The sequence below is a fragment of the Collinsella sp. AM28-11LB genome (assembly GCF_003469895.1).
Lineage (GTDB): Bacteria > Actinomycetota > Coriobacteriia > Coriobacteriales > Coriobacteriaceae > Collinsella.
Window position 1 is genome coordinate 279,704 of sequence record NZ_QSKJ01000001.1, and the last position, 23,586, is coordinate 303,289.

A 23,586-nucleotide genomic window follows, 5' to 3' on the forward strand; every position below is an offset into this window, starting at 1 on the left:
AAACGTTGGTGACGGATAGGGCAGTTGCGCCCGGTGGCCGCCTGGATGGGTCCGCGGGCACAGACGCGATCGCTAGATTACGAAGAGAATCACCGCCATGAACTGGAAGATGCTGCCGGCGAGCACCCACAGGTGAAACACGCTGTGCAGATAGCGCACGTTTTTGGCGATATAGAACGGCACGCCCACGGTGTAGCACACGCCGCCGACGGCGAGCAGGGCAAGCGCCACGGGATTCAGCAGCGCCACAAGCTCGGGCAACTTAAAGACGACGAGCCAGCCCATCAGCAGGTAGACCAGGCCGCATACCCAGTGCGGTTGACGCTCGCGCATAAAGCACTCGAGGGCGATGCCGATGATGGCGATGGCCCACACGGCAAAGAACAGCGCGGGGCCGCCGTCGTTTGCGAGCGTGATGAGGCAAAACGGGGTGTAGCTGCCCGCGATGAGCACGTAGATGCAGCTGTGGTCGATGATGCGAAACACACGCTTGGCGCGTTCGGGCTGAATCGCGTGATAGAGCGTGGAGGCGAGGTATTCGAGAATAATGCTGACGCCATAGACGATTGCCGCAGCCATGTGGGCCGGGCCGCCGCCGCGCAGGGCAGCGAATACGATCAGGAGCACCAGGCCCGCAATGCCCAGCAGGCAGCCGACACCATGGGTGACGGAGTTCATGATCTCCTCGCCCACCGTGTAGTGCGGAACGGCCGCGGTCTTGGGCCGCGGCTTGGAACTGTCGCTCGAATCGGACATGCCGGTTACATCCTCCAACATAAAAGAGTTCTCAACACTATATCAAAGCGTCTGGGTACGTGCGATATTTGCACCATACGTGACCCTTTGTTTACCCATTCTTTGCCTGTTGACACATCAACAGTGAACATCCATAATGCGCTTCGTTTAATTGTTGACGTATTAACATCTTAGAGGAGAAGACCTTATGGCTCAAAGCGCACACCCCCATCGAAAGCTCAAGATAGCCGGCGTTGTTGCGCTGGTGCTCGTTGTCACGTTGCTCGGATTTGCCGGCAACTTTTTGTTTGACTTTGCCCTGAACCCCCAAGCGCCGTACACCATGAAGATGATGCAGGACGGCAAGGACGCTAAGAAAGACGAGCAGATGGATGCCGAGGATGTCGAGGCGCGGGCGTGGTTCAAAGAGCATCGCGAGAGCAGCAGCCTCACCGCAGATGACGGGACCGAGCTTGCCGCTTGGTATTTTGCCGGCCCGGAGAGCACGCACGATTACGCTATCTGCCTGCACGGATACACCGACGAGCCCATCGGTATGGCACGATACGTCAAGCGCTTCCACGACCGCGGCATGAACGTACTCGCACCCGCCGCCCGCGCCCACGAGCGCTCCGGCGGCGACTATATCGGCATGGGCTGGCCCGAGCGGCTCGATGTCGTCGCATGGATCGGGCGAATCGTTCAGGCCGACCCCGAGGCACGCATCCTGGTCTTTGGCGAGTCGATGGGCGCGGCGACGGCCATGAATGTCGCAGGGGAATCGTTGCCCCCTAATGTTAGGTGCATCATCGAGGACTGCGGCTACACGAGCGTCTGGGACGAGTTTTCCCTGCAGCTCAAGGACGTGTTTGCCCTGCCCAGCTTTCCCTTGCTCGATGTGGCGAACCTGGTGTGCAACGTTCGCACAGGCTATGACTTCCATAAGGCAAGCAGCGTGGAGCAGCTTAAACACGCGACGGTCCCCATGCTCTTTATCCATGGCGACCAAGACACCTTTGTGCCGTACAGTATGCTCAAGCAAAACTACGACGCGTGCGCTAGCAAGGTCAAGCAAAAGCTCACCGTCCATGGCGCCACGCACGCCAAGAGCGCGCAGGTCGACCCCGAACTCTACTGGAACACGGTCAACGGCTTCCTCGACAAGAATTTCTAGATGAATTTACGCATATTTGGCTTTATCTGACCCCCTATTTTCGGAAGTGCGGGGAAAATGTCGGAAGCCCCGACCAGACCGCGGTTTTACCAGGAATTTATCAGGGGTGTTGTTGCCAGAAAACGGTTTGTGGTCTGCGATATTCGATTTTTCCCCGCACTTTCGAAAAACCGCCCGCGAGCACTGCGCTCGCGGGCGGTTTTTTCTTACGTTACGCTACAAAGGCGCTTGATATGTCCAATAGACAGGCGCTACTTGACCTCGATAAGCTCGTACTTGCTCGTGCCCAGGCCGATCTTCTCGGCGTGTGCGATGCAGGAGCGCCAGTCGGTGTCGGGATGCGTGATGCAGAAGGGGTCCTTGGCCTGCTCGCCCTCCAGATGCTCGTGGTCGTGCTCCATCTTGGCCGCGCTGTCGGTGAGTACGGTGTTGGGCAGCGGCTCGGAGGCCAGAACGGCGTCGGCGCAGGCCTGGTCGATGGCGACCGGGTCGAAGCTCGCAAACATGCCAATGTCGTTGACGATGGGCGTGTCGTTCTCGGCATGGCAGTCGCAGTTGGGGCTGATGTCCATGGCGAGCGAGATGTGGAAGCTCGGGCGGCCGTCAACGATGGCCTTGGTGTACTCGGCAATCTTGCAGTTGAGCACGTCGGCAGCGGCGTCATAGTCGGGATTGATGGCATCCTGGTTGCACACGCCGATGCAGCGGCCGCAGCCTAGGCAGCGATCGTGGTCGATGGCGGCCACGTGCACCTCGACGGTCTTGCCACTCGCCAGCTCGCGCTCGCGGGTGCCGTCGAACGAGATGGCGTTGTGCGCGCAGATCTTTTCGCAGGCACGGCAGCCAACGCAGTGCTCGGTCGCGACGCTCGGCTTGCCGGCAGCATGCTGCTCCATCTTGCCGGCACGGCTGCCGCCGCCCATGCCCAGGTTCTTCATGGCGCCGCCAAAGCCGGCCTGCTCATGACCCTTAAAGTGGGTGAGGCTGATCACGATGTCGGCATCCATGAGCGCCTGGCCGATCTTGGCCTCATGCACGTACTCGCCGCCCTCGACCGGAACGAGTGCCTCGTCGGTGCCCTTGAGGCCGTCGGCGATGATGACCTGGCAGCCCGTGGCGTACGGGGTAAAGCCGTTCTGGTAGGCGGTGTCGATGTGCTCGAGCGCGTTTTTGCGGCTACCGACGTAAAGCGTGTTGCAATCGGTGAGGAAAGGCTTGCCGCCCAGCTCCTTGACCACGTCCGCGACGGCGCGCGCGTAGTTGGGGCGCAGGAAGGAGAGGTTTCCCAGTTCGCCAAAGTGGATCTTGATGGCGACGAACTTGTTGTCGAAGTCGATCTGCTCGATGCCGGCGCGGCGGATGAGGCGCTTGAGCTTGTCGAGCTGACTCTCGCGGCCGTGCGTGCGCAGGTTGGTGAAGTACACCTTGGCAGGTGCAGCGGGTGCAGTTGCGGTCATAGATATATCCCCTCGGTCTATATGGTGGCGTTACAGACATAGAGGATGGTACCCGTTAAAGCGGGGTTGAAGTCAAGCGCGGCGCCTAGCCGTTGGACGTTCTTAAACGACTAGTCGCTGGGGGCACCCTTTCGCCACCCGGCAGTTGGGGACGCTCCTTTCCTGCCGACAGTTAGGGACAGTCCTTGCCAGCCCGGCCGGCAAGCCGGCCAATCGGCAAAGACTGTCCCCCATGGCTAGTCGTTTAAGAACGTCCCCAATTACTAGGCGGTTAGGCGCGGGATTTGTTGTGCGCGAGGGCTAGGCCTGCGGCGGCGATGGCGGCGGCAAAGAGCGCCGTGACGCCCAGGTCGCAGGCAATGTCGCCCAGCACGGCAGGCGTCAGGTCCGAGGCAAGTGCCTTGCCGATCGCGTCGTTCACCCAATACGTCGGCACAAAATGCGCCGCGGTCTGCACGGCCGAGCCCATGAGCGACAGCGGCATCCAGGCGCCGCCCAAAAACGTCATGAGCATGCCGAGTAAGTTGCCCACGCCGTTGAGCAGCTCCTCGCGCGCGCCCAAGCTCGACAGCGTAAAGCCAACGGCCAGCGGCGTGCACGCAAGGGCAAACGTTGCAGCCAGCGCTAGGCGCACGCGATCCACGCCAACCTCGGCAACCGCTCCGGCAAAGCCCACGACGCCCATCATGCTCGACACAAACCAAATACAAACGGTGAGCACGGCGGCAGCGGCGAACACGGCGAGCGAACGCTGGCGCTCGGAGACCGGGCCGGCATCCATGCGGCGCACGCGTTCGGGCTCGTTCATGCCCGAGAGCACCAATCCCACCGACACGATGACCGACGAGATGATCGCGTACGCGCCAAAGTTGAAGTACGACTCGAGCGTGGCGGCGGCAGTCGAGTCGACCTTGACCTGCTCGATCTGGACCTCCGCGCGCTTTGCGGCCGCGTGCTCGGCCGCCTTGGCAACGTCGCCGTTAGAAGCAGCGGGCTCAAGTGCCGCCGCAGCGCCCGCGAGCGAGATCCAGTGCGAGGCCTCGGCAGACGAAAGCGTCGCCGCCATGGTGCCGGCACCGTAGGTCACATCGAGCTTGGGCAGGGACTCCCCCACGCGGGCGGCTGCAACGAGGTCGTCCTCAAACCCCTCCGGGATAAAGAACACGCAGTCGGCGCTGCCCTTGGCGCTGTTGCTCTTGGAGAGCGCGTCCGCAAGGTCGTACGTGTCGTCGCCAACACCCGTAACCAGGTCAAAGCGCGAGCCCAAGTGCTTGGTGAGCGCGCGCGAAAGATCGCTGTCGTCGCGGTCGACCACAATCACATTGGCGTCGTAGGGCTTGTATTCGGTGAGCTGCGACGAGTTCCAGCTCACCGATGCCGCGATGAACACACCCATCAGCGATATGAACACCGTATAGATGAGCAGGTAGAACGGATGCGCGAGCGCCATGCGCAGCGCAGTCTTAAAGGTGCTCATAGCGGCTCCTTCCAAAAATCAGCGTGGCTGCGACAACAAACACCAGCGTCATGAGGACCAGCGCGCCCGCACGGATGACAAAGGGACCCAGGTCCTCAAAGAAATACAGGCGGTTGAACATGTCGCAGATGAGCTTGACGGGGTTGAGCCAGCACTCGGCCGGGCAGGCGCGGGCAACGTCGTCGGCAAGTGCCATCGCCGGCTCGCCGTAAAGCCCGGCGAACAGGGCGCACGTGGTAGCGAAACCCGTGAGGATGCCCGACTTGGATGCCTTGCCACCCTTAACGGGAAGCGTGCCCACAAAGAGTCCCAAGCCCGTGGCGGCAAGCGCGGAAGCGGCGCCGCCCACCAAACACAGTCCCTCGCGCCCGCCAAAGTCGACGCCCACGACCAGGCTCACGTAGCCGATCGCGATCGTCATCGAGGCGAAGGAGACCAGCCACGAGCCGACAAAAATGCCGGCCAGCGACGCCGTCTTGGAAAGGCCGCCCACGCAGCGGCGCGCGCCAAGGCCCGACAGATTGGGCTGCAGGTCGACGACGCTCAAGGCGGCAAACTCGGCAGACATCATCGCGACCAGGCCAAAAAGCGCGTAATAGTAGATGACTGTGCCATCGGGCGTGGTGCGTGTCAGGCTTACGCGGCGGACGCCGCCCTCGAGCGACAGGGCGCGCGCAACCGCCTCGGGGTCGGCGAGCGCCGCCGGGTTGTCCTGGGCAATCTGGGACATGAGCTCGGCATTTTGCGTATACGAGCTCGCCACCGTCTCAAGGATGCTGCGGTCGGTGAGCACCGACGAGGCGCGCGAGCTGTCATAACTCGAAAGCAGCGTGAGCTTGGGCGTGCCCGCGGCATCGACCGTGTAGATGCCCACGACCTCGCCGGACTTGAGCGCACGGTTCGCGGCGTCCACATCCTCGCACTCGCTCACATCGAGCAGCTGATCGTCGCCCTCCTTGGCAAGCGAAGCCGCCACGCCCTTAAAGGTCGAAGCGTCCCAGGCCTCGTCCGCCACGACGGCAACCGGCACCGGGTCGATTTTGCCGTCGGAGCTGAGGTTCGCAAACATAAACATGAACATCGTTGAAAGCGCAATGGGAAAGATCGCGCCCCAGACCCATGTGCTCGGCCGACGCAGCAGCGTCTTGACCGTGGTGATGATGGTGTTGAACATGGCCGCCCCCCTAGTCGCGCAGCTCGCGGCCGGTGATCTCGAGGAACACGTCGTTGAGGGTCGGCGGCTCGCTCCACACGCGGCCGAGCGCCACGTCGGCGACGCGCAGCGTGTCGAGGATGTCGACCAGATTGTGCGGGCTCGCCTCGCAGGTGCAGACGAGTTTGCCGCCGGAAAGCTCAACGCTGAGCACGTGCTCGAGGGCACGCAGGCGCTCGACCGTGGCGGCCTCGACGGTGCCGACCTCGACGGTCACGCGCTCGCCCATCTGAATCATGCGCTTGAGCTCGTCGTTGGTGCCCTGCGCCAGCACGCGCCCGCCGTCCATGATCATGATGCGGCTGCAAATCTGCTCGACTTCCTCCATGTAATGGCTGGTATACACCACCGTGGCTCCCTCGTCGCGCAGACGGCAGATGCCCTGCAGGATGGCGTTGCGGCTCTGCGGATCGACCGCCACCGTGGGCTCGTCAAAAAAGATCAGCTCGGGCTTGTGCGCGATGCCGCAGGCGATGTTGAGGCGACGCGCCAGGCCGCCCGAGAGCTTGCCGGGGCGAAACTTGGTAAAGTCGCCCAAACCGACAAAGTCGATCGCCTCGTCCACAAGCGCGCGGCGACGTTTGCGGTCGTTGACGTAGAGACTACAGAAATAGTCGATGTTCTCACGCACTGTAAGCTCGTCAAACACCGCAACTTGCTGTGGGACCACGCCGATGCGGCGTTTGAGGTCGTAGCGGCCGGGCGTCATGGGCTCGCCGAACAGCTCGATGGTGCCCTTGTCGTAAGCGAGCAGCTGCAGGATGCAGTTGATGGACGTGGTCTTGCCCGAGCCGTTGGGGCCCAGCAGGCCAAAGATCTCGCCAGGGGCAATACTCAGGTTAAAGTGGTCGAGCGCAATAAGATCGTCATAGCGCTTGACGAGGTTTTCGACGTGGACGATGTCTGTCATAAGGCGGCCCTTCTGTTGCTTGCGGCCCGGTACGATTGCATCATCGCAGGAGCGGACGGCGCGCACCAGTGAGCTTTGTCACGAGTGCGAGGGGGCGGAGGCGAAATCCCCGCTCGCGCAAGCAATCGACGCCGCTTTGCCGCGCGGGAGGAATATCACGGTTGCCCCGGGCGGCGCCTTCCCCGTGCGCGGCATCGCGTACAATACCCGTATGAATAGGCTATTCGACAAATCGATCGTGCTGGCGTGCTGTATTGCGGCCGCTCTGGGCCTTGCTGTGGATGCTCGCTTGGTCGCGGCGTTTTGCCTTGGCGTTATAGCCACCTCGGCGTCGGAAGTCGCACGAGAAGAACACGCCCATCGCGCGAGCGAGGCCGCGAGCTACGCCTACATCATCGCTGCCGTCTTCGTGCCGCCATTTATGCCGTTCGCACCCCTTGCCTTCTATGACATCGCGCGACGCGTGCGCCGTGAACGCATCTGGCCCGCGCCGGCGATTAGCGCCGTGTTTGTCTGCGCGCTTGTCGCGGACCTTCGCGGCGGCGCGCTCACCACCCGAACGCTGTTGCTAACCGCCATCCTTTCGGTCGCTGCCACGTTGCTGTCGCTGCGCACCGCGCAGCTGGAGCGCGAACAGGAACGCATGCGTCGCACCCGCGATAAGCTGCAAGAACGCGCCTTGGCACTCGAGGCACGCAACCGCGACCTCGCCGACCGCCAGGACTACGAAGTCGAGCTCGCGACGCTCGCCGAACGCGCCCGCATCGCGCGCGAGATCCACGATAACGTGGGCCACCAGCTCACGCGCGCTTCGCTTCAGACCGAAGCTCTGCGCGTGGTCCACGCCAACGAGCCCAGCGTCGCCGCCGATTTCGCCGACGTCAAATACACCGTTGACGAGGCGCTTCAGCTCGTGCGCGCCAGCGTCCACGCGCTCAACGACAATGCGGCCAACCTCTCCGTGCAGCTCGAGCGCATCGTTGAAGGCGCACGCTCGGACAGCGGTCCGCAGATTGAGCTTGAGGTTTTGGCCGAGCATGCACCCGCCAACGTCGCCAACTGCTTTGCGGCGGTACTGCGCGAGGCGCTTTCCAACGCCATGCGCCACGCCCATGCCAAAACCATTACCGTGAGGTGCATGGAGCATCCGTCGTTTTACCAGCTCGTCGTTACCGACGATGGAACGGGCGGGGTTCGGACAGGCGCCCACAGCGCCACAGGGGGTATGGGGCTCGCCTCCATGCGCGAGCGCGTCGAGGCGCTTGGCGGAACCTTCACCGCCGGCCTGCGCGCCGGCGCCCCCGGCTGGCGCGTGTTTGCCACCATCCCCAAACAGCAAGGAGATGAGGGCCGATGAGGCTCATAGTTGTCGACGACGACCGCCTAGTGGTCGATTCGCTCAAGATTATCCTGGGCGCTCAGCCGCAGATAGAGGTGGTGGGCACCGGTGCCGACGGCGACGACGCGGTGGCGCTCTGCGCCGAGCACGCACCCGACGTCGCGCTGCTCGACATTCAAATGCCAGGGCGCGACGGCATTTCGGCGGCGCGCGAAATCCTTGAGCACGACCCCGCGGCACGCATGGTGTTTCTGACGACATTCTCGGATGACGAGTACATCGTGTCAGCGCTCAAGCTGGGCGCCCGCGGCTACCTGATTAAAACCGATATCGCCGCCATTCCTCCGGCGTTGGCGCAGGTCATGGACGGCAAACGCGTGCTCGAGGGCAAGGCGATCGAGGATATCGATTTTGATGGGGCGGGCATCGCGGCGGGCACGCCCCGCCGGCCCGCGGCCTTTGCCGGCCTGACCGACCGCGAGTTCGAAGTCGCAGAGCTCATCGCGCGCGGTCTCGACAACAAGGAGATTGCCGCCACGGCATACATGGGCGAAGGCACCGTGCGCAACCACATCAGCTCGATCCTTGCCAAAATGGGCCTGCGCAACCGCACGCAGATCGCCATTGCCTACCTGCGAGGGTAATTACCCAACGGCCAACCGCCCCGGCATAGCAAAATGGCTGTCACCGATTTAATGCCATTTCAAAACTATGCCGGTTTACGGGGCTAAACTCAGGACCCCCATCCATACCCGCGTTTTCTGCAAAATGACGGCTCGTCTACCTGCGGTTTCATTTTCACGAATATCGGCATGGTTGGGGACTCGTGACTCAGCCCCGTAAACCGACATAGTTTTGTTAGCGGCGGCCCAACCGCGCGTTCAAGCGCGGGGCCGGCGGGGCATTTTTGCCCCGCCGGCCCCTATTCCGGCGCTATTCCGGCTTGGTTTCTACCGTGAGAATCTTGTCCGCCGCAACCGGAGTACGGGCGGTGTCCATAGTCAGGCAGTGCTTGGGGCAGCTCTCGATGCACTCGCCGCACACCACGCAGGCGTACGGGTCGATCGACCACGTTCCGCCTTTGCGATCGACCGCAAGCGCGCCCGCCGGGCAACGGCGCGCGCACATGCCGCAGCAAATGCACACGTCCATGTCGTTGACGATGTGCCCACGCAGGCGCTCGGGTGCCGCGAGCTTCTCCTGAGGATAGCACACCGTTACCGGCTGCTTGATCATAGAGCCCAAGGCCGTCTTGGCAAATGTCAGCAAACTCATGCCGCGCCTACCTTTCCGTGCAGCTAATGCAGGGATCGATGGTCAGGATAATCATAGGCACGTTAGCAATGAGCACGCCCTGCAGCGCATGCGTCAGACCCGCCAGGTTTTGCGACGTCGGCGTGCGCACGCGGAAACGGTCAAGGTTCTTGGTGCCGTTGCCGCGCACATAGTAATACGCCTCGCCGCGCGGCTGCTCAATCACAACCTCGCCGAGCGCGCCGTCAGCCGGCGTGAGCTTGGTGCGCCCGCCGATACCGTCGTGCGGAATCTTGCCCACAAGCTCCTTAATGATGTCCATGGCCTGCGTGACCTCGGCACAACGCACCTGGCAGCGGGCATAGCAGTCGCCGTCGGTAGCGACAATTGGCTCAAACGCAGCCAGATCCGCATAGGCGCCGTCGCCGAACATGCGCACGTCGTAGTCCACGCCCGAAGCGCGCCCAAACGGACCGACCATCGAAAGGTCCAGCGCGTCCTTCTTGCTGATCACGCCCACGCCATGCAGGCGCTCGCCGCAGCTGTCGTCGTCCAAAAACGTATGCACCAGGGCCTCGTAGTCGGGGCGCATGGCGTCGAGCGTTTGGACAATACCCGCCAGCTCAGAATCCTCAATATCATGCTTAAGGCCGCCGACCTCATTAATCGAAAGGATCACGCGGCCGCCGCACGTGCTCTCAAAGATCTTGAGAATCTGCTCGCGCAGGGTCCACGAACGATAGAACAGCGCCTCGAAGCCAAAGGCATCGGCGAGCAGGCCCAGCCACAGCAGGTGCGAGTGAATGCGCGAAAGCTCATGCAAAATGGTGCGGATATACTGCACGCGCCCGGGCACCTCGATATCGAGCATGCGCTCGCAGGCGCTGGCATAACCGTAGCTGTGACCCACGGCGCAAATGCCGCAGATGCGCTCGGCGATGTAGCCAAACTGGTGCATATCGCGCTTTTCGGTGAGCTTCTCAAGGCCGCGGTGCACAAAGCCAATCTGCGGAATTGCCTCGATAACGCGGTCGTCCTCGATCACCAGGTCCAGGTGAAGCGGCTCGGGCAGCACAGGGTGCTGCGGACCAAACGGAATAACGGAGCGATGTGCCATGGACCTTACGCCTCCTTTTTCTGCTTGTCGCGGGCGGCCTTGGCGGCAAGCGCCGCGCGGACCTTGGCCGCTTTCTCGGGATCCATGGCGGCGAGCTTTGCCTCCATCTCGGCAGCCTTGAGCGCGGCCTTGGCGGCAGCCTCATCGTGCTGAGCATCGGAGCCGGCAGCCGCAGCGGGCTGAGCGACGACAGCGCCCGCGGCACCGCCAGCGCCCGCGGCGCCCTCCCCCGCAGCAGCCGCAGCCGCGGCGGCCTTCTCGGCCGCAGCCTTGCGCGCCTTGGCCTCGGCGGCGGCACGGACCTTCATGGCCTTCTCGCGCGCGGCCTTCACCTCGGGCGTGATAACGCTCATGGGCTCGGCAGTCGAAACCTGGTAGAAAAAGCCCTTAAAGTCAATCTGCATATCGGTGATGGCAAGACCAAATAAGTCGTGCGCTTCGTTTTCAAACGGGAACACCGCCGGATAGTACGAGCTGATGGACGGAATCTCCTGGTACTGGTCGATGCCCTCGACTACCAGGTTCTCAATCGCATAGCTGCCGTCCTGCGCAATATGCTCCTGAGCAGCACGAACGTTGATAAACGTATAGACTAGGCGATACGTGCCGTCGTCGACGTTGCGCTCGGCGTGCATTTGCACAAAGCGCGCGCCGACGCCCTTGAGCGCCTGGACATGCAACAGGAGCTCGTCGATCCCAACGGTGGTATAGATAGCCTTTTGCATTACTCGGCCTCCTTTGCAGCGACGGGCGCGGCGGGCGTCCCAGCGGGCGTGTCGCCGGCCCCCGCAACTGCCACAAACCCGTCCTCGCCCAACTCAACGCCACCGTCCCAGGTAGCGGCACCTCCCACGGTGAGCGGGTCACCACCGGCACGCATCACGGCCTCCTTCTGGTCCAGAATGCCGCACGCCTCCACGATGGCATCGATCACGGTCTCGGGGCGGATGGCGCATCCGGGCGCGTACACGTCCACGGGAATCGCGCGGTCCACGCCGCCGATCACGTTATAGGCATCGCGGAATACGCCGCCCGAGCACGCGCAAATGCCGCAGGCCACCACGCACTTGGGCTCGAGCATCTGGTTGTAAATCTGGCGCACGACGGGCAGGTTCTGGGCATTGACCGACCCCGTCACCAAAAAGATGTCCGCATGCTTGGGGTTGCCGGTATTGACCACGCCAAAGCGCTCCGCATCGAACAGCGGCGTGAGCGAGGCCAACACCTCGATATCGCATCCGTTGCAGCTCGAGCCGTCGTAATGAATAACCCACGGCGAGCGCGACATTTTATGATCCATGGATGCCGCCTCCTAAATAAACACGTCGACGAGGATGGGCATAAGGTTGAGCAGGCCAAACACCAGCGCCACACCCCAGCCGAGCTTAAAGCAGCTGCGCCAGGTGCTGCGCGCGAAGGTGTTGTCGATCAGCACCTCGACAAAGTACGTCGCAACCATCACGACCAGGGCTACGACCCAGCTCACCGGGTTGTCCCAGACAAAGAACATGCCCACCCACATCAAAAACAGCACGGTCTCACACCAGTGCATAAGGGTCATCTTGGCCAGCGTACCGCCGCTCATCTCGGTGGCGACACCCTGGACAATCTCTTGATGCGCGTGATGCGAGTACGAAAGGTCAAACGGCGACTTGCGCAGTTTGATGGTGAGCACCGCAAGCAGCGCCAAGAAAATGGGCGCACTGTACGCGATGATGGGCGCCGACTGCCCGGTTACGGCGATGGAGTCGAAGCTATCGGTGGCGAGATACAGACCCACGCTCATCAGCAGAACGGCGGGCTCGTAGCTCATAACCTGCAACAACTCACGATCGGCGCCAACCTGGGCAAACGGGCTTTGCGTCGAGGCGGACGCCAACACCACAAAGATCGCGGCGAGCGTCACCATAAAAGCGCACAACAGCGTGTTGGAACCCGACACAAAGATGCCGCCGCCCACCACGGTAAAGATGAGCGCGCACGCCATGTAGGTATCATCCATGGTGTTTACGCTGGCAGGGGCCTTGCGCAGCAGCTTGGCAACGTCGTAGAAAGGCTGGAGCAGGCGCGGGCCCACGCGGCCCTGCATGCGGGCCGAAAGCTTGCGGTCAACGCCGTCGATCAAACCGCCCACAAGCGGCGCCAGCAAGGCGAACGCCACGGTACCAATAAATATGCCCACGACACCCGAACCTTCAAAATACTTACCGCGCAGCACCGAGGGCGCGCTCATGGCAAGTCTCTCGGGCCCGATCCACGCGCAGCACAGCAGCGCAAACAAGATAATGCTGCAGCACACGACGCTGCCCGCGGGGCCGATACGCTTCTCGCCAAGGGCTTCCTCCGAGTACCAATTGCGCTTTTCGGCCTTCACCTCGTGACCCATCGAGCCACGGAAATGGCGGTAATTGTCGGTCCCCACGCCCGAAAGATATACGTTTACGTGCGGCTTGTTGCTCACACGGAATGAAGTCAGCAGCACCACGGCAATAAACGCCACGATAACCACCATCAGATACATGGCATCCTTGCCAATAACGTACGGCACGCGGCCAAACACCATGGCCAAGTAAGGCGACACCAGACCGCTCGAGATAACCGGGAACGCCACGCAACACAGAATCAGCAGCGCGGCGATGGTGTTGAGCGCCATCCATTCGGTCTTATGGACATTGACCTCAACGTTTTGAGCCGTGGGGTCGACGCCCGAAAGCTTGGCAAGCCACTTGCCCCAGAAGAAGAACGTCGCGGCCGAGCCAAAAGCAAGCACCATGATCATGAGCACGTTGCCGGTCTGCGCAAACGCCACCAGGGCGCCCCACTTGGAAACGAGCATGCCAAACGGCGCCACAAACATACCCATGATGCCCAGCATCATCAGACGCGTCAGGTGCGGCATGCGGCTGAACATACCGTCCATGTCCTCAATGTTACGGCTGCCGATATGATGCTCGGCGGTGCCCACGCACAGGAACAGCAGCGACTTGGCCACCGTATGGAACAGGATCAGGAAGATGGCCGCCCATACGGCCTCGGGCGCGCCGACACCCAAGCAGGCACTGATGAGGCCCAAGTTGGAAATAGTGGAGTACGCGAGCACGCGTTTGGCGTTGCTCTGCGAGATGGCCATGAGGGCAGCAAGCAAAAACGTGATGGCGCCCACACTCGTAACCATAAAGCCGGTCACGGGATAGATGGCATAGAGCGGGCTCAGCTTGACCATCAGGAACACGCCGGCTTTGACCATGGTTGACGAGTGCAGCAGGGCGCTCGTGGGCGTGGGGGCAACCATGGCGCCGAGCAGCCAGGTGTGGAACGGCATCTGTGCAGCCTTGGTGAGTGCGGCGAGCGACAGCAGAACGACCGGCATCACCAGCAGCGCAGATTGCGCGGTACCAGCGCCGGCAAGATCGATCATGCCCGAGATGGTCAGCGGCATGCCGCTAACGTGCAGGTACATGAGTCCGGCCAAAAACGCGATGCCGCCCAGCATGTTGAGGATGATCTGGGTAAAGGCGTTTTTAATGGCCTCGGGCGTGCGCGTGTAGCCAATCATAAGGAACGAGCACACGGTGGTGATTTCCCAACCGCAGAACAGCCACTCAAGGTTGTCGCTCGTCACGATGACGAACATGGCCGAGAGGAACAGGAACATGAGCGCCAGGAACTGCGGGCGACGGTCGGACGCAGTCTGCCCGCGCAGTGCGGCCTCGTGCTCGTCGTGGGCCTGGAAGTCCTTCATGTAGCCCAAGGCGTACACGCAGATCAGGCTGCCGACGATGCCAACGGCGAGGACCATGATCACGCTCATGTAATCCAGGTAGAGCGGCGTGGCCGTAACGGCTTCGACCGCGGGCAGCGTCATGGCCGCAAAGGCGACCGAACCCACCAGCTGGACGATGCCGAGCACACCGGTAAGCACACTCTTATATTTATGCGCGTTGTACAGGATGACGGCGCACAGGATCACGTCGATGACGGAGCTGATGATCGAGAGCACGTGCGAGGTGCCGGGGGCAACCTCAAAGCTCTGCGGACCCGTGCCAAAAAATAAGACGGCAACTACAACCGTTGTCGCCATAATGACGCCGGAGCCTACAAGCCCTACCGCATCGCGAGCACGGTCACCGCGCGCAAGCAGCATGCCCAGCGCCGGTACCAGCGGAAACAGGGTAAGGAAATACAGTAGCGTCATACCATCACTCCCCCATGCAAAAACGCTATACATGCATTACGTTATAACGCTAATTTGAGCACCTGAAGGCGGGCTTTCGGCCAACTGTGGAACTTTAGACGTGCGAGGTAAGAAGCCTGTCCGTATTGAAGCAATATGGCGGGCCCCGTCGCGGCAGTGCAGGGCGCGCCCCATTACATGACAACCTCCTCTGCTCCGAAAGAGCCTTTAGAGGGGCATCGCGATAGAAAAAATGCACCCCGTAGGCGCACGTTTTCGCTACTCCGCTTTCTTGGCGCGTGGTTTACGACCGCGCGGCTTATCAACCAGCGCTGCCTCGCCGCCGTCGCGATACTGGCGGCACCAGGCCTTAACCGAAGACTCGCTGGGAATCTGGTGTTTGATCATGGCCTCGCGAACCGTCAGGCCGTTTTCCAGGCGATCCTTAACTACGGCGAGCTTAACCTCGTACGAATACGTGTGATGGTGAGTGCCCGCGTTGAGCACGGCATCGGCACCGCCCACGGCATATGCGCGGGCCCACTGACGAGCCGTTGCCTGGGGAATGCCAAGCTCCGCGGCGAGGGCGCGATGACCGACCCCCTCTTGGAGGACCTCGACGGCGCGCTGCCTAACCTCGGGCGCATGCGTACGAGTCCTAGTTGCTTCTGACATACCTGCCACTTCTTAGCCTTAACCGTTAATCTGCTTTCTTACGTGCATGTTAGATAGTAGCATTTTGCTGTTCGCGCGTAGCAGTTAATTGAAAATAGCAACGGCGGCATCTGGGCATTTGCCATTTATTTGCGACATTTCTTTACGTTCTATTTACGCAGCTAGTTAGCTCGCAGCTCATTGAGCGTGTTTTACCAACCAGATTGGTATCTTTTTGTTTCGCTTGGTATGGTTTGCGTAATTATTAACCCCTCCTAGCCCCTAAGTTAACGCGGCAGGCCTTCCGTTTACTCTCCAGCTTTCCACTTAACTTTCCAGCTTTCCACCCTAGGTGTTAAGTTAAGTGGAAAGCTGGAAAGATGCTGGGAAGTCGGCAAAGCTAAAACGCCTTTCTCCAGCGGCAGCTGGACAGTTAGTTCAGATTCGTATTTTTTGACAGCGCCGAAACTCTATTCTGGCCCCCTGAGAAGCCCCGTTGGCAGCTCACTAAATGCAAATAGAGCTCATATCGGCCAGCTAACCATAGTTCTGGACTGTTTTTTGCCCCAAAACGAGCGCCGGATGCGCCTGCTGCGGTCTGGAATTATACGTATCTGAACTAACTGTCCAGCGGAGTCCAAGACTGGGATCGCGCAGACTAGGGGGGCGGCAACTGGGTGGTTGCCGCCCCCCTTGCGAAGCTAGTCGGCTTCGGAATCAGTGATCGATGCCGTTGAGGTTCACCCTCGTGAGCGTATAGGTCACATAGTCGGGCGATTGAGGCGTTGCGCTCGCCATGTCACCCTTAACCAGGCTCGCTGTCATCACCAAGCGATAGTTCGCATAGAACCGACTCGGCTCAACCTGAGTGTTGGGCTCAACCTGCGTGTTGACCTGAACGGTAAAGGGCAGGTTAAACGTGGTGTCGCCGTTCTGTGTTCGGAACTTGCCATTCTCCTTCGTTGAGTCAGTAAAGGTGATCGCATTGCCAGCGGCGTTGACCACGGCAAGCTTACTCTCTGGAACTTTTACGTAGTTGGAAATGCCATCCGTTACGTTCTCATACAAACCATCGGTCCCGCTGCGGACGCACCCGATCACGCCGCCAAAAAACGCGCCCGGCACGCCAGAGGCGTCTTTATTCTTATGTGCAATAGAGGCCGCCTTGCCCGAGTATTCAATGTTCAGATTACTCACAACGCTACCGTAGCTATACGGGATCAATCCAGAAAGCGCACCTGTGTCCTTGGAGTTGCGGATCTTGATAGCCGCCTGCGTAGCTACCTGCGACGAGCCCCTCAGATTACCAACGATAACGCCACGGACCGGGTAACCTTTATTACCCAAGCCCTGAAAAACGGCAGCGTCCAGCTCAAGCGTGTCAATGCTTTCCCCCTTGTCGTTCTCCGGCTCGATGCTGTAGAGGCACTCTGGAGATAGCTATGCATCGTCGCGTCGTCAAGCGTATCTTTGGGGTCGGTTTTGTTAGGCTCGACCCGTCTCTCCCATGTTTTGCTCGCCTGCTTGTAGACGTACGTCACTTCATTCCTAGCATCCGCTGGGCACGGTCGAGCTCGTCGCTGCTGGGCGTACTCATGTAGCCCGTGAGCAGGTCGCTCGCAAACAGGCTCTGAGCGGTACCCGTCGCGGCGACGGACTTAAGAGATCCGTTGGCGATGTAGGCGGAATAGGTAAAGTAACCACCCATCACGAGCGCCACGGCGCAAACAAGTGCGATTGCCGCCACAACCAGCTTGTTCTTGACTAGGCTTTTACTTTTTGCCAGCTGCTCGCGCTCGGCATCCTGCTGCTTCTCCTGCTTCTCCATGTGCGCTCCCTCTCCTACTTACCGCTCGTGTTGCGCGCGATCAGGTAGATCACATCGGTCTCTTTGGCGCTCTCGTCCCACGAAAGCTTGATGATAAAGTTGAGCGTGTCCTTGCCATTCGAGCCGTCGAGTGTCTTGGCGTTGAGTTCGCTTTTGCTGAACACCTTGAAACGGTAGAGCGGGCGCGCGTTGCGCTGGACGTTTTGATAGTCCTTGAATGTAGGGTCGCTTGCGCCCTCGCCCGGCACGGCTCCAGGCCGTCGCCCGGGTCGTTGATGGGCGTGAAGTTCTTCAGCAGATCCGTTTCAGACATTTTCCAGCTATAGGGCTTGCCACCCGCAGTGCCGCTCACGTCGGGAGTATCACCTAGGCCCGGATTCTCGGCTTTATACAGCTCGATAGTGAGACCTTTAATGTTGGTCGTATTCGCAAGCTGCAGCTCAAACCCATCGCCGCCCGTCTGCACGCAAAACGGGCGCTTGAGCGTCACCGTGTTGCCGGTCTTGGTATCGCCGTATTCGGGGTTGTAACTCAGGTCGATCTGCTCGGCGGCCGTAGCGTTGGGGCCCAGCACCTTGAGCTCTGCCGGCCCCTTGATCTTGCCGACGGTGGAGCCGCGATTGGCATCGACAAACCATCCGAGCGTCAACCCCAGCAACACGAAAGCACGGCCAGCAGGCCCATGATGGCCAGGGATTCGCGACGATGATTGCTGGTCCACGCCTTGATGCGCTCGATGCGGCCAACCGGACGCGCTTCGCCGTGCGAGCCGAACCCGTTGCCGCCGGGGTTTGCCGCTCCTTCGTTGTGTTTGATATCGCCCTGCTCGCGGGCATTAAGCTGCTCGTCCATTTATTTATCCGCCTCCTTGGCGGTAAAGCGCACGCGAATGTACTTGATGTTCTTGCCGATAACCTCGTCGGCGTTGTTGTAGTAGCTGGCGCAGGTTTCCACATCCGCAGAGGACATGCCGGCTCCGACAGGCGGAACCGCACTAGGCACCTGACCTGGCACGCTCGTGCTATCGGCGCGGAAATGGCGCGCGTGGTTACTGTTGATGTCGCCGACGAGGGCTGCGTATCCCGCGGCGGGGTCCGTGCTCGCAAAAAGGTTGCCGCCGTAGCCGGCGTTGCCCGTGCGAACGTAGCTCTTAAACTGCTCCGGCCAAATCCAGTAGAGGGTTTTGGGTACGGTTTTGGTCGTATTGTTTGAGCCCTCAGCGCGAAAGCTCCTCGCCGGAATGGTAAAGCTCTGCGTGATGACGATAACGCTGGCTCCGTCCTGGGTCACCGTGGTTGTCGTGGGAACCAGCGGATTGGAGTAAAAGCCAGAGGTGTCTTTGCCCTAGAAAACCAGGATATGACCGCGCACCAAATCTTTAAGCGAGTTGATGATCTCTTCGTTTTTCGATGCGTCCGCGGCGGTGCCCGTACCCGCAGCGCTCGTCTGGACAGAAATCTCCCAGGTCATCTCCACCGTGATAACGTGCAGGTCGTTGCAGAGCGGCTTGACGTTGAGCTGGAGCTGGCCCGCCGATCCCGGAGAGAGACTGCCATCGGCACTCATGTTATTGAGGTTGAAAATAATTGTTCACGGCAAGGCTTGGACTGTCCGACGCGTAGTTGTCCTGGGCGTCGTACTTGCCCGCCGTGCCGTCCTGCGTTCCCGAGAGCACAAACCGCGGGCCCTTCGCCGCGATCGTGCTTCCCGTGGCGCTCACTCGGTTATTCGCGGCAAACCAGGCCAGGCATGCAAAGATGGCAACGATGGCGGCCAGCACAAACAGACCGCTCACCAGGAAATCCTTCCAGAAATCCTTGAGGGTCCGCACATGCTCGTCGGCAGCTTGGCGGTACTCGGCCGCCGTCTTGTGCTGCTGGAGCTCGCTATGTCGGTCCATGCCACTCATCGTTTACGTTTGCCCTGCTAGTGGGCGTGCCATCCTTTCCGCTTGGTCGTGCTCAATCCATTGCTCGTAGGCATAGAATTCAGGCAGAATACAACACCATACGATAAGGCAAGAGAATAGCATTGACCTGCGGTTTGCTCCAGAACACAAGCCTTAATGATGTCTTAAAAGTCGAGCCCTTGGTGCAAAGTAACCTGACCCCCTTGCACCAATCCGTAGCACCGGGCAGCGGACGCACGACGTACCGCCCCCTTAACACCCCAACGCGCGCACGGGTATCACGTAGATACCGTCCTCGACCTCGCGGGCGTACTCACCCACCCCCACAATCACGGCCATAAACTCCGGTTCGCGTGTGCGTGAACGAGGATTTCCACAGACCTTCTTGCGAACACGCTTGAGGCTCTCGACGCCGGCGCTCGCCTTATCTTCGCTCACCTTAATCTCAAAGGCGGCCCACCGTCCATCGGCTAGCTGCACGATGGCATCGCATTCAAGGCCCGAATCGTCGCGATAATAGCGCACGGGCGTACTATCCAGCAGGTCGAGCGACCGCGCGTAGACCGAAAGGTCGCGTATGACCATATTCTCAAACACCAGACCAAATGTCTGCCAGTCGGCAAGCAGCGCCTGCAAGGACATGCCCAGCAAGGCGCAAGCAAGGCTTGGATCTGCCAGATAGCGCTTGGGTTTGACGGTAAAGCGTCGTTTGTCGCGCGCGGCGGGAACCCAACCGGGGACCTCCTCGAGAATGAACATGCCTTTGAGGGCATCCAGATACCTACGCACCTTGGTCTCGTCGGCAAACGCTGCGGGTTCCTCCTCGGCACCGAACATATCCATAAGAATCGTTTTATACGTGGTCGCCTGTCCCAGATTGTGCGCGATCGATGCGGAGACTCGACGAGCAATATCGGGGTCGAGACCAACCGCCGGGAAGCTGCTCGAAAACATGGTGTTGAGATATTCGCGGGCGATGAGCTGGGCGTCGGCCGAAACCATATCGATCGCCTCGGGCCAGCCGCCGCGGCAAGCGGCTTCGACAAGCCCCGGCGTATCGCCATCGCACCGGCAGGGCTCAAAACGATGCTCAAACAAGCCCGCCAGGCTCACCTTGCCGTTAGACTCACCTGTCTCGACAAGCGTCATGGGGTGCATGCGGACGCGGCCGATGCGGCCGGCTCCACTATGCGCGGGCGCCTCCGCCTTTGAGCCAAACGCAGGCGTGGCGGAACCCGTGAGGATATAGGCGCCGCGCGTGCCTCGGGTGCGGTCAACCTCGTGTCTAACGTAGTCCCAAATCTGGGGAACGCGCTGCCACTCATCGATAATATGCGGACGGTCTCCCAGCAACATCATCGCCGGGTCGGCACGCGCGAGGTCGAGATTCTCGTCGACATACGAGACGGACGCCCCGTGCTCAAGCGCGGCCCACGTCTTGCCGCACCGCTTGGTGCCTGCAATCTCGACCGCGCCAAAAACACGAAGGTAGCGTTCGATTTGCGCATCCACGATACGTGGGATGTATCCGTCCCGATGTAGCCTCTCTCCTGCCATGAGCCACCCCCGCAGATTTCCAGTTCCTGCTTTCTGATTCTTCTATTCCACTGTAGTAAATTCGGATTTTCGGGTGGTTACGATTCGGATTTTCATGTTCCAAAGAGTCGGATTTTCTGGTGCATGAAATTCGGATTTTCTGGTGCATGAAATTCGGATTTTCTGAACCCGCTGGTCAGGGGCGCCCTCATTGACAAAAAAGCGGGGAGCGCCGATACGGCACTCCCCGCCCACTCAATACGCGATAGCTTTCTTGCTTACAGCTCGTTGGCCGCGTGATACGCCGTGCGGATAGCGCTCGCAATGTCGGCGGTGCGCTCGCCCGAGCAGTCGCCCACGCAGGTCACGGGCACCGTCACGCCGTCCAGGTCAAACGCGTTGGCCTTGGAGCCCACGGCCATCACCACGTAATCGCAGGCAATCTTCACCGGCTCCTCGGCACCGTCCTCGGTGGTGCGAACGGCCTCCACGCCCTCGTCGGTAATGGCGGTCAGGCGGGTCTTAACATGCTGCTCAACGCCATGCTCGGCAAAGTCGCTCATAATCAGCGGCAGAATGGTCTCGGACTCGCCCGCGGCAATCTTGTCGAGCATCTCGACGATCGCCACCTCGCAGCCGTGCTGCAGCAGGTACTCGGCAGTCTCGGTGCCCACCAGGCCACCGCCAATGACGGCGACGCGCCCGCTGAGCTCCACCTTGCCGGCCAGCACGTCCCAGCTCGAGACAACCTTCTCCGAATCGGCACCGGGTACGGGAATGACCACATCGTGCGCGCCCACGGCCACAATCGCGGCGTCGGCGGCGTTGAGGTCCGCGGGGCTAGCGGTGTGGTTGAGCTCAACCTTCACGCCCAGGCCGGGCAGAATCTTCTCGTAGTACTCGACCGAGCGCATGATCTCGTCCTTGCGCGGAGGCGCGGCCGCCAGCACAATCTGGCCGCCCAGATGGTCGCTCGCCTCGTAGAGGGTCACGTCGTAGCCGCGCTTTGCCGCCACGCGCGCTGCCTCCAGGCCGGCAATACCGCCGCCCACCACGGCGATCTTCTTGTCGCCCTCGCCCGGCTTAATGGCGATGGTCGCCTCGTCGCCGTTCTCGGCATTGAGCACGCACGAGATGTATTTGCGGTTTTGGATCGCGTCGACGCAGCCCTTGTTGCAGTTGAGGCACTCGCGGATGGGCTCACCTGTAGCGGCCTTAAGCGCAATGTCGGGGTCGCACATGAGCGAGCGGCCGTACGCGACGATGTCGGCCGAGCCGTCTTCCAGGATCTTCTCGCCGGCCTCGACCGAAACAACGCGGCCGACGGTTGCCACCGGCACGGAGACCAGGGCCTTGACGCGCTCTGCCACGGGCAGCGTCCAGTTGTAGGGCATGGCGCCCATGGGCGGAATGGTGTCGCCCATGTTGCCGGTGTGGTTTGCCTGCGCCACCTGGATCATGTCGATGCCGGCGCCCTCGAGCAGCTTGGCGAACTCGCAGGCCTCGTCGGGCAGCAGGCCGCCCTTGCCGCGCGGCGTGCCGTCGGGGTTCTCCATGATCACGGGGAGCTTGTACTCCACCATCAGCTCCGGCGCGGCCTCCTTAATGGCGGCGACGACCTCGAGCGCGTAGCGGACGCGGTTCTCGAACGATCCGCCGTACTCGTCGGTGCGCTGGTTGAGGATAGCCGAGCACAGCGAACCCACCAGACGGTCGCCGTGGACCTCGATGGCGTCGATCCCGGCCTGCTGCGCGCGGGCGGCCGAAGCGGCGATGGCTTCCTTGATCTGGGTGAGCTGCTCCACACTCGCCTCGTTCACAAAGTGCTGCATGTCGTGGTGCAGCTTGGCGTAGGCCTGTTTGCGGATCTCGTTGGACTCGGCCATCTTGGCGGCAAAGGTCTCCTCGTCGCCGGCGGCCTTGGCCTCCTGCGCGGCCTTGGCGGCGGCCATTGAGCCCATGACCATGCGGCCGACGCCGGGGACGTCGTACTCGGGGTGGAACAGCTGCAGTGCGACCTTGGCACCGTGCTTGTGGACGGCGTCGGCCAGTGCCTTAAACGTGGGGATCTGAGCGTCGGTCGCCAGCTTGGGCGTGGGGCTTGCGGTCATAACGGGAGCGACGTCGCCGATGACGATGTAACTCACGCCGCCACGGGCCAGGCGCTCGTAAAAAGCCAGGCTGCGCTCGCCGATGGAACCGTCGCGCTCCTCGTAGCCGGTGGTAAGCGGCGGGAACATAATGCGGTTTTTGAGCTCAAGGGGGCCAACCGTAATGGGTTGAAGCAGCTTAGACGCAGGTGTGGTCATGGACATTCCTCTCTTGTAGGCGCGGCGGCGATGATGCCGCGTAGTTGTCTAGAGGATATGGCATGGGGGCACAGCGGCACAACGAAAATCGGCGGATAGCAGGTAGCGACAGGTGGATGGGGCGAGACGACCCTTCGGTTTGTCTCGATCTGTAACAGTTACTCGGCAAAACCGGGTCTTACTGTTACAGATCAAGATATTCCTCTCGACCCATCCTCAACAATCTAGATCTGTAACATCTAGACCCACTTTTGGCCCCTACCCGTTACAGATCGAGACAAACCAATCTGGCCTGACGAAAGATCTAAATCTGTAACAGTTACTCGGCAAAATGGGCACCAGATGTTGCAGATCGAGACAAACGGGACCCGCCTGCAAGAAAATCTCAATCTGTAACAACAACTCGGCAAAATCCGTCCCTCGTGTTACAGATTTAGATAAACGGGGCCGGCGCACCGGAAATCTCAATCTGTAACATCTACAGGCCAAAATCGGACCCA

23 protein-coding genes are annotated in these 23,586 nt (G+C 61.0%); 3 read left to right on the forward strand and 20 right to left on the reverse strand.

From position 1 onward, the window contains the following. Positions 1 to 72 precede the first annotated feature (72 nt). Complete coding sequence (locus tag DW732_RS01160) at positions 73 to 756, reverse strand: hemolysin III family protein (RefSeq protein WP_199569675.1); 684 nt, start codon at positions 754 to 756, stop codon at positions 73 to 75. 187 nt (positions 757 to 943) lie between these two features. Between DW732_RS01160 and DW732_RS01165 the strand changes: the two genes are divergently transcribed. Then, positions 944 to 1,909: an alpha/beta hydrolase gene (locus DW732_RS01165; protein ID WP_118098222.1), complete on the forward strand. Its 966-nt coding sequence runs from the start codon at positions 944 to 946 to the stop codon at positions 1,907 to 1,909. 251 nt (positions 1,910 to 2,160) lie between these two features. Here DW732_RS01165 and DW732_RS01170 read toward each other — a convergent pair whose 3' ends face one another. The 4 genes from DW732_RS01170 to DW732_RS01185 all read right to left on the reverse strand — a co-directional run bounded on the left by DW732_RS01170 (position 2,161) and on the right by DW732_RS01185 (position 6,966). After that, positions 2,161 to 3,366: a DUF362 domain-containing protein gene (locus tag DW732_RS01170; RefSeq protein WP_118098224.1), complete on the reverse strand. Its 1,206-nt coding sequence runs from the start codon at positions 3,364 to 3,366 to the stop codon at positions 2,161 to 2,163. A 271-nt stretch (positions 3,367 to 3,637) separates the two neighbouring features. Then, positions 3,638 to 4,843, reverse strand: coding sequence for an ABC transporter permease (locus DW732_RS01175; protein WP_118098226.1), 1,206 nt, complete (start codon positions 4,841 to 4,843; stop codon positions 3,638 to 3,640). Further along, the gene (locus DW732_RS01180) at positions 4,830 to 6,017 is read right to left on the reverse strand and encodes an ABC transporter permease (RefSeq protein ID WP_118098228.1); all 1,188 of its coding nucleotides are present in this window, start codon (positions 6,015 to 6,017) and stop codon (positions 4,830 to 4,832) included. Before DW732_RS01180 ends, DW732_RS01175 begins: the two co-directional genes overlap by 14 nt. 10 nt (positions 6,018 to 6,027) lie before the next feature. Further along, positions 6,028 to 6,966: an ABC transporter ATP-binding protein gene (locus DW732_RS01185; protein WP_118098230.1), complete on the reverse strand. Its 939-nt coding sequence runs from the start codon at positions 6,964 to 6,966 to the stop codon at positions 6,028 to 6,030. Positions 6,967 to 7,177: 211 nt separating this feature from the next. On the opposite strand from DW732_RS01185, the gene DW732_RS01190 reads away from it, so the two are divergent. Next, the gene (locus DW732_RS01190; RefSeq protein WP_158567310.1) at positions 7,178 to 8,323 is read left to right on the forward strand and encodes a sensor histidine kinase; all 1,146 of its coding nucleotides are present in this window, start codon (positions 7,178 to 7,180) and stop codon (positions 8,321 to 8,323) included. Next, the gene (locus DW732_RS01195) at positions 8,320 to 8,949 is read left to right on the forward strand and encodes a response regulator transcription factor (protein WP_118098234.1); all 630 of its coding nucleotides are present in this window, start codon (positions 8,320 to 8,322) and stop codon (positions 8,947 to 8,949) included. Before DW732_RS01190 ends, DW732_RS01195 begins: the two co-directional genes overlap by 4 nt. A 289-nt stretch (positions 8,950 to 9,238) precedes the next feature. Here the strand turns inward: DW732_RS01195 and DW732_RS01200 are convergent, their stop codons facing one another. From DW732_RS01200 to bilR, 15 genes are all read right to left on the reverse strand, one after another. Then, entirely contained in the window at positions 9,239 to 9,580 is a 342-nt protein-coding gene (locus DW732_RS01200; RefSeq protein WP_117734749.1) for a 4Fe-4S dicluster domain-containing protein, read from the reverse strand. 7 nt (positions 9,581 to 9,587) lie between these two features. Next, positions 9,588 to 10,676, reverse strand: coding sequence for a nickel-dependent hydrogenase large subunit (locus tag DW732_RS01205; RefSeq protein ID WP_117742959.1), 1,089 nt, complete (start codon positions 10,674 to 10,676; stop codon positions 9,588 to 9,590). A 5-nt stretch (positions 10,677 to 10,681) separates the two neighbouring features. Beyond that, complete coding sequence (locus tag DW732_RS09825; RefSeq protein ID WP_158564788.1) at positions 10,682 to 11,401, reverse strand: NADH-quinone oxidoreductase subunit C; 720 nt, start codon at positions 11,399 to 11,401, stop codon at positions 10,682 to 10,684. Next, positions 11,401 to 11,976, reverse strand: coding sequence for an NADH-quinone oxidoreductase subunit B family protein (locus tag DW732_RS01220; RefSeq protein ID WP_117734751.1), 576 nt, complete (start codon positions 11,974 to 11,976; stop codon positions 11,401 to 11,403). The genes DW732_RS09825 and DW732_RS01220 overlap by 1 nt, the downstream gene beginning before the upstream one ends. Positions 11,977 to 11,988: 12 nt before the next feature. Next, complete coding sequence (locus tag DW732_RS01225) at positions 11,989 to 14,871, reverse strand: proton-conducting transporter membrane subunit (protein ID WP_118098235.1); 2,883 nt, start codon at positions 14,869 to 14,871, stop codon at positions 11,989 to 11,991. Between the two features lie 258 nt (positions 14,872 to 15,129). Next, positions 15,130 to 15,525, reverse strand: coding sequence for a helix-turn-helix domain-containing protein (locus DW732_RS01230; protein ID WP_117734753.1), 396 nt, complete (start codon positions 15,523 to 15,525; stop codon positions 15,130 to 15,132). Between the two features lie 696 nt (positions 15,526 to 16,221). Beyond that, positions 16,222 to 16,851 carry a hypothetical protein gene (locus DW732_RS01235; RefSeq protein WP_158567311.1) on the reverse strand — a complete coding sequence of 210 codons (630 nt, stop codon included), beginning with the start codon at positions 16,849 to 16,851 and terminating at the stop codon, positions 16,222 to 16,224. Positions 16,852 to 17,041: 190 nt separating this feature from the next. Beyond that, positions 17,042 to 17,332, reverse strand: a complete 291-nt coding sequence (locus DW732_RS01245) for a hypothetical protein (protein WP_118098241.1) — start codon at positions 17,330 to 17,332, stop codon at positions 17,042 to 17,044. A gap of 14 nt (positions 17,333 to 17,346) precedes the next feature. Next, complete coding sequence (locus tag DW732_RS01250) at positions 17,347 to 17,580, reverse strand: hypothetical protein (RefSeq protein WP_118098243.1); 234 nt, start codon at positions 17,578 to 17,580, stop codon at positions 17,347 to 17,349. Positions 17,581 to 17,977: 397 nt separating this feature from the next. After that, positions 17,978 to 18,184 (reverse strand): hypothetical protein, encoded by a 207-nt coding sequence (locus DW732_RS01255; protein WP_118098245.1) that lies wholly within the window; start codon positions 18,182 to 18,184, stop codon positions 17,978 to 17,980. Next, entirely contained in the window at positions 18,185 to 18,622 is a 438-nt protein-coding gene (locus DW732_RS01260) for a hypothetical protein (protein WP_118098247.1), read from the reverse strand. It abuts the gene before it with no gap. A 54-nt stretch (positions 18,623 to 18,676) separates the two neighbouring features. Further along, entirely contained in the window at positions 18,677 to 18,898 is a 222-nt protein-coding gene (locus DW732_RS01265) for a hypothetical protein (protein WP_118098249.1), read from the reverse strand. Position 18,899: 1 nt separating this feature from the next. Beyond that, a complete protein-coding gene (locus DW732_RS01270) occupies positions 18,900 to 19,232 on the reverse strand; it encodes a hypothetical protein (RefSeq protein WP_147356342.1) in 333 nt (110 codons plus the stop codon). Between the two features lie 261 nt (positions 19,233 to 19,493). Further along, a complete protein-coding gene (locus tag DW732_RS01275; RefSeq protein ID WP_233539316.1) occupies positions 19,494 to 20,753 on the reverse strand; it encodes an ATP-binding protein in 1,260 nt (419 codons plus the stop codon). A 302-nt stretch (positions 20,754 to 21,055) separates the two neighbouring features. Next, positions 21,056 to 23,086, reverse strand: a complete 2,031-nt coding sequence (gene bilR / locus DW732_RS01280) for a bilirubin reductase, long form (RefSeq protein WP_233539317.1) — start codon at positions 23,084 to 23,086, stop codon at positions 21,056 to 21,058. Positions 23,087 to 23,586: the final 500 nt, after the last annotated feature.

What these genes read in the sequence shown, in the direction of transcription:
- DW732_RS01160 (WP_199569675.1), bottom strand. Translation starts at nt 756, where the DNA reads ATGTCCGATTCGAGCGACAGTTCCAAGCCGCGGCCCAAGACCGCGGCC.
- DW732_RS01165 (WP_118098222.1), top strand. Translation starts at nt 944, where the DNA reads ATGGCTCAAAGCGCACACCCCCATCGAAAGCTCAAGATAGCCGGCGTT.
- DW732_RS01170 (WP_118098224.1), bottom strand. Translation starts at nt 3,366, where the DNA reads ATGACCGCAACTGCACCCGCTGCACCTGCCAAGGTGTACTTCACCAAC.
- DW732_RS01175 (WP_118098226.1), bottom strand. Translation starts at nt 4,843, where the DNA reads ATGAGCACCTTTAAGACTGCGCTGCGCATGGCGCTCGCGCATCCGTTC.
- DW732_RS01180 (WP_118098228.1), bottom strand. Translation starts at nt 6,017, where the DNA reads ATGTTCAACACCATCATCACCACGGTCAAGACGCTGCTGCGTCGGCCG.
- DW732_RS01185 (WP_118098230.1), bottom strand. Translation starts at nt 6,966, where the DNA reads ATGACAGACATCGTCCACGTCGAAAACCTCGTCAAGCGCTATGACGAT.
- DW732_RS01190 (WP_158567310.1), top strand. Translation starts at nt 7,178, where the DNA reads ATGAATAGGCTATTCGACAAATCGATCGTGCTGGCGTGCTGTATTGCG.
- DW732_RS01195 (WP_118098234.1), top strand. Translation starts at nt 8,320, where the DNA reads ATGAGGCTCATAGTTGTCGACGACGACCGCCTAGTGGTCGATTCGCTC.
- DW732_RS01200 (WP_117734749.1), bottom strand. Translation starts at nt 9,580, where the DNA reads ATGAGTTTGCTGACATTTGCCAAGACGGCCTTGGGCTCTATGATCAAG.
- DW732_RS01205 (WP_117742959.1), bottom strand. Translation starts at nt 10,676, where the DNA reads ATGGCACATCGCTCCGTTATTCCGTTTGGTCCGCAGCACCCTGTGCTG.
- DW732_RS09825 (WP_158564788.1), bottom strand. Translation starts at nt 11,401, where the DNA reads ATGCAAAAGGCTATCTATACCACCGTTGGGATCGACGAGCTCCTGTTG.
- DW732_RS01220 (WP_117734751.1), bottom strand. Translation starts at nt 11,976, where the DNA reads ATGGATCATAAAATGTCGCGCTCGCCGTGGGTTATTCATTACGACGGC.
- DW732_RS01225 (WP_118098235.1), bottom strand. Translation starts at nt 14,871, where the DNA reads ATGACGCTACTGTATTTCCTTACCCTGTTTCCGCTGGTACCGGCGCTG.
- DW732_RS01230 (WP_117734753.1), bottom strand. Translation starts at nt 15,525, where the DNA reads ATGTCAGAAGCAACTAGGACTCGTACGCATGCGCCCGAGGTTAGGCAG.
- DW732_RS01245 (WP_118098241.1), bottom strand. Translation starts at nt 17,332, where the DNA reads ATGGAGAAGCAGGAGAAGCAGCAGGATGCCGAGCGCGAGCAGCTGGCA.
- DW732_RS01255 (WP_118098245.1), bottom strand. Translation starts at nt 18,184, where the DNA reads ATGGACGAGCAGCTTAATGCCCGCGAGCAGGGCGATATCAAACACAAC.
- DW732_RS01265 (WP_118098249.1), bottom strand. Translation starts at nt 18,898, where the DNA reads ATGAGTGCCGATGGCAGTCTCTCTCCGGGATCGGCGGGCCAGCTCCAG.
- DW732_RS01270 (WP_147356342.1), bottom strand. Translation starts at nt 19,232, where the DNA reads ATGGACCGACATAGCGAGCTCCAGCAGCACAAGACGGCGGCCGAGTAC.
- bilR (WP_233539317.1), bottom strand. Translation starts at nt 23,086, where the DNA reads ATGACCACACCTGCGTCTAAGCTGCTTCAACCCATTACGGTTGGCCCC.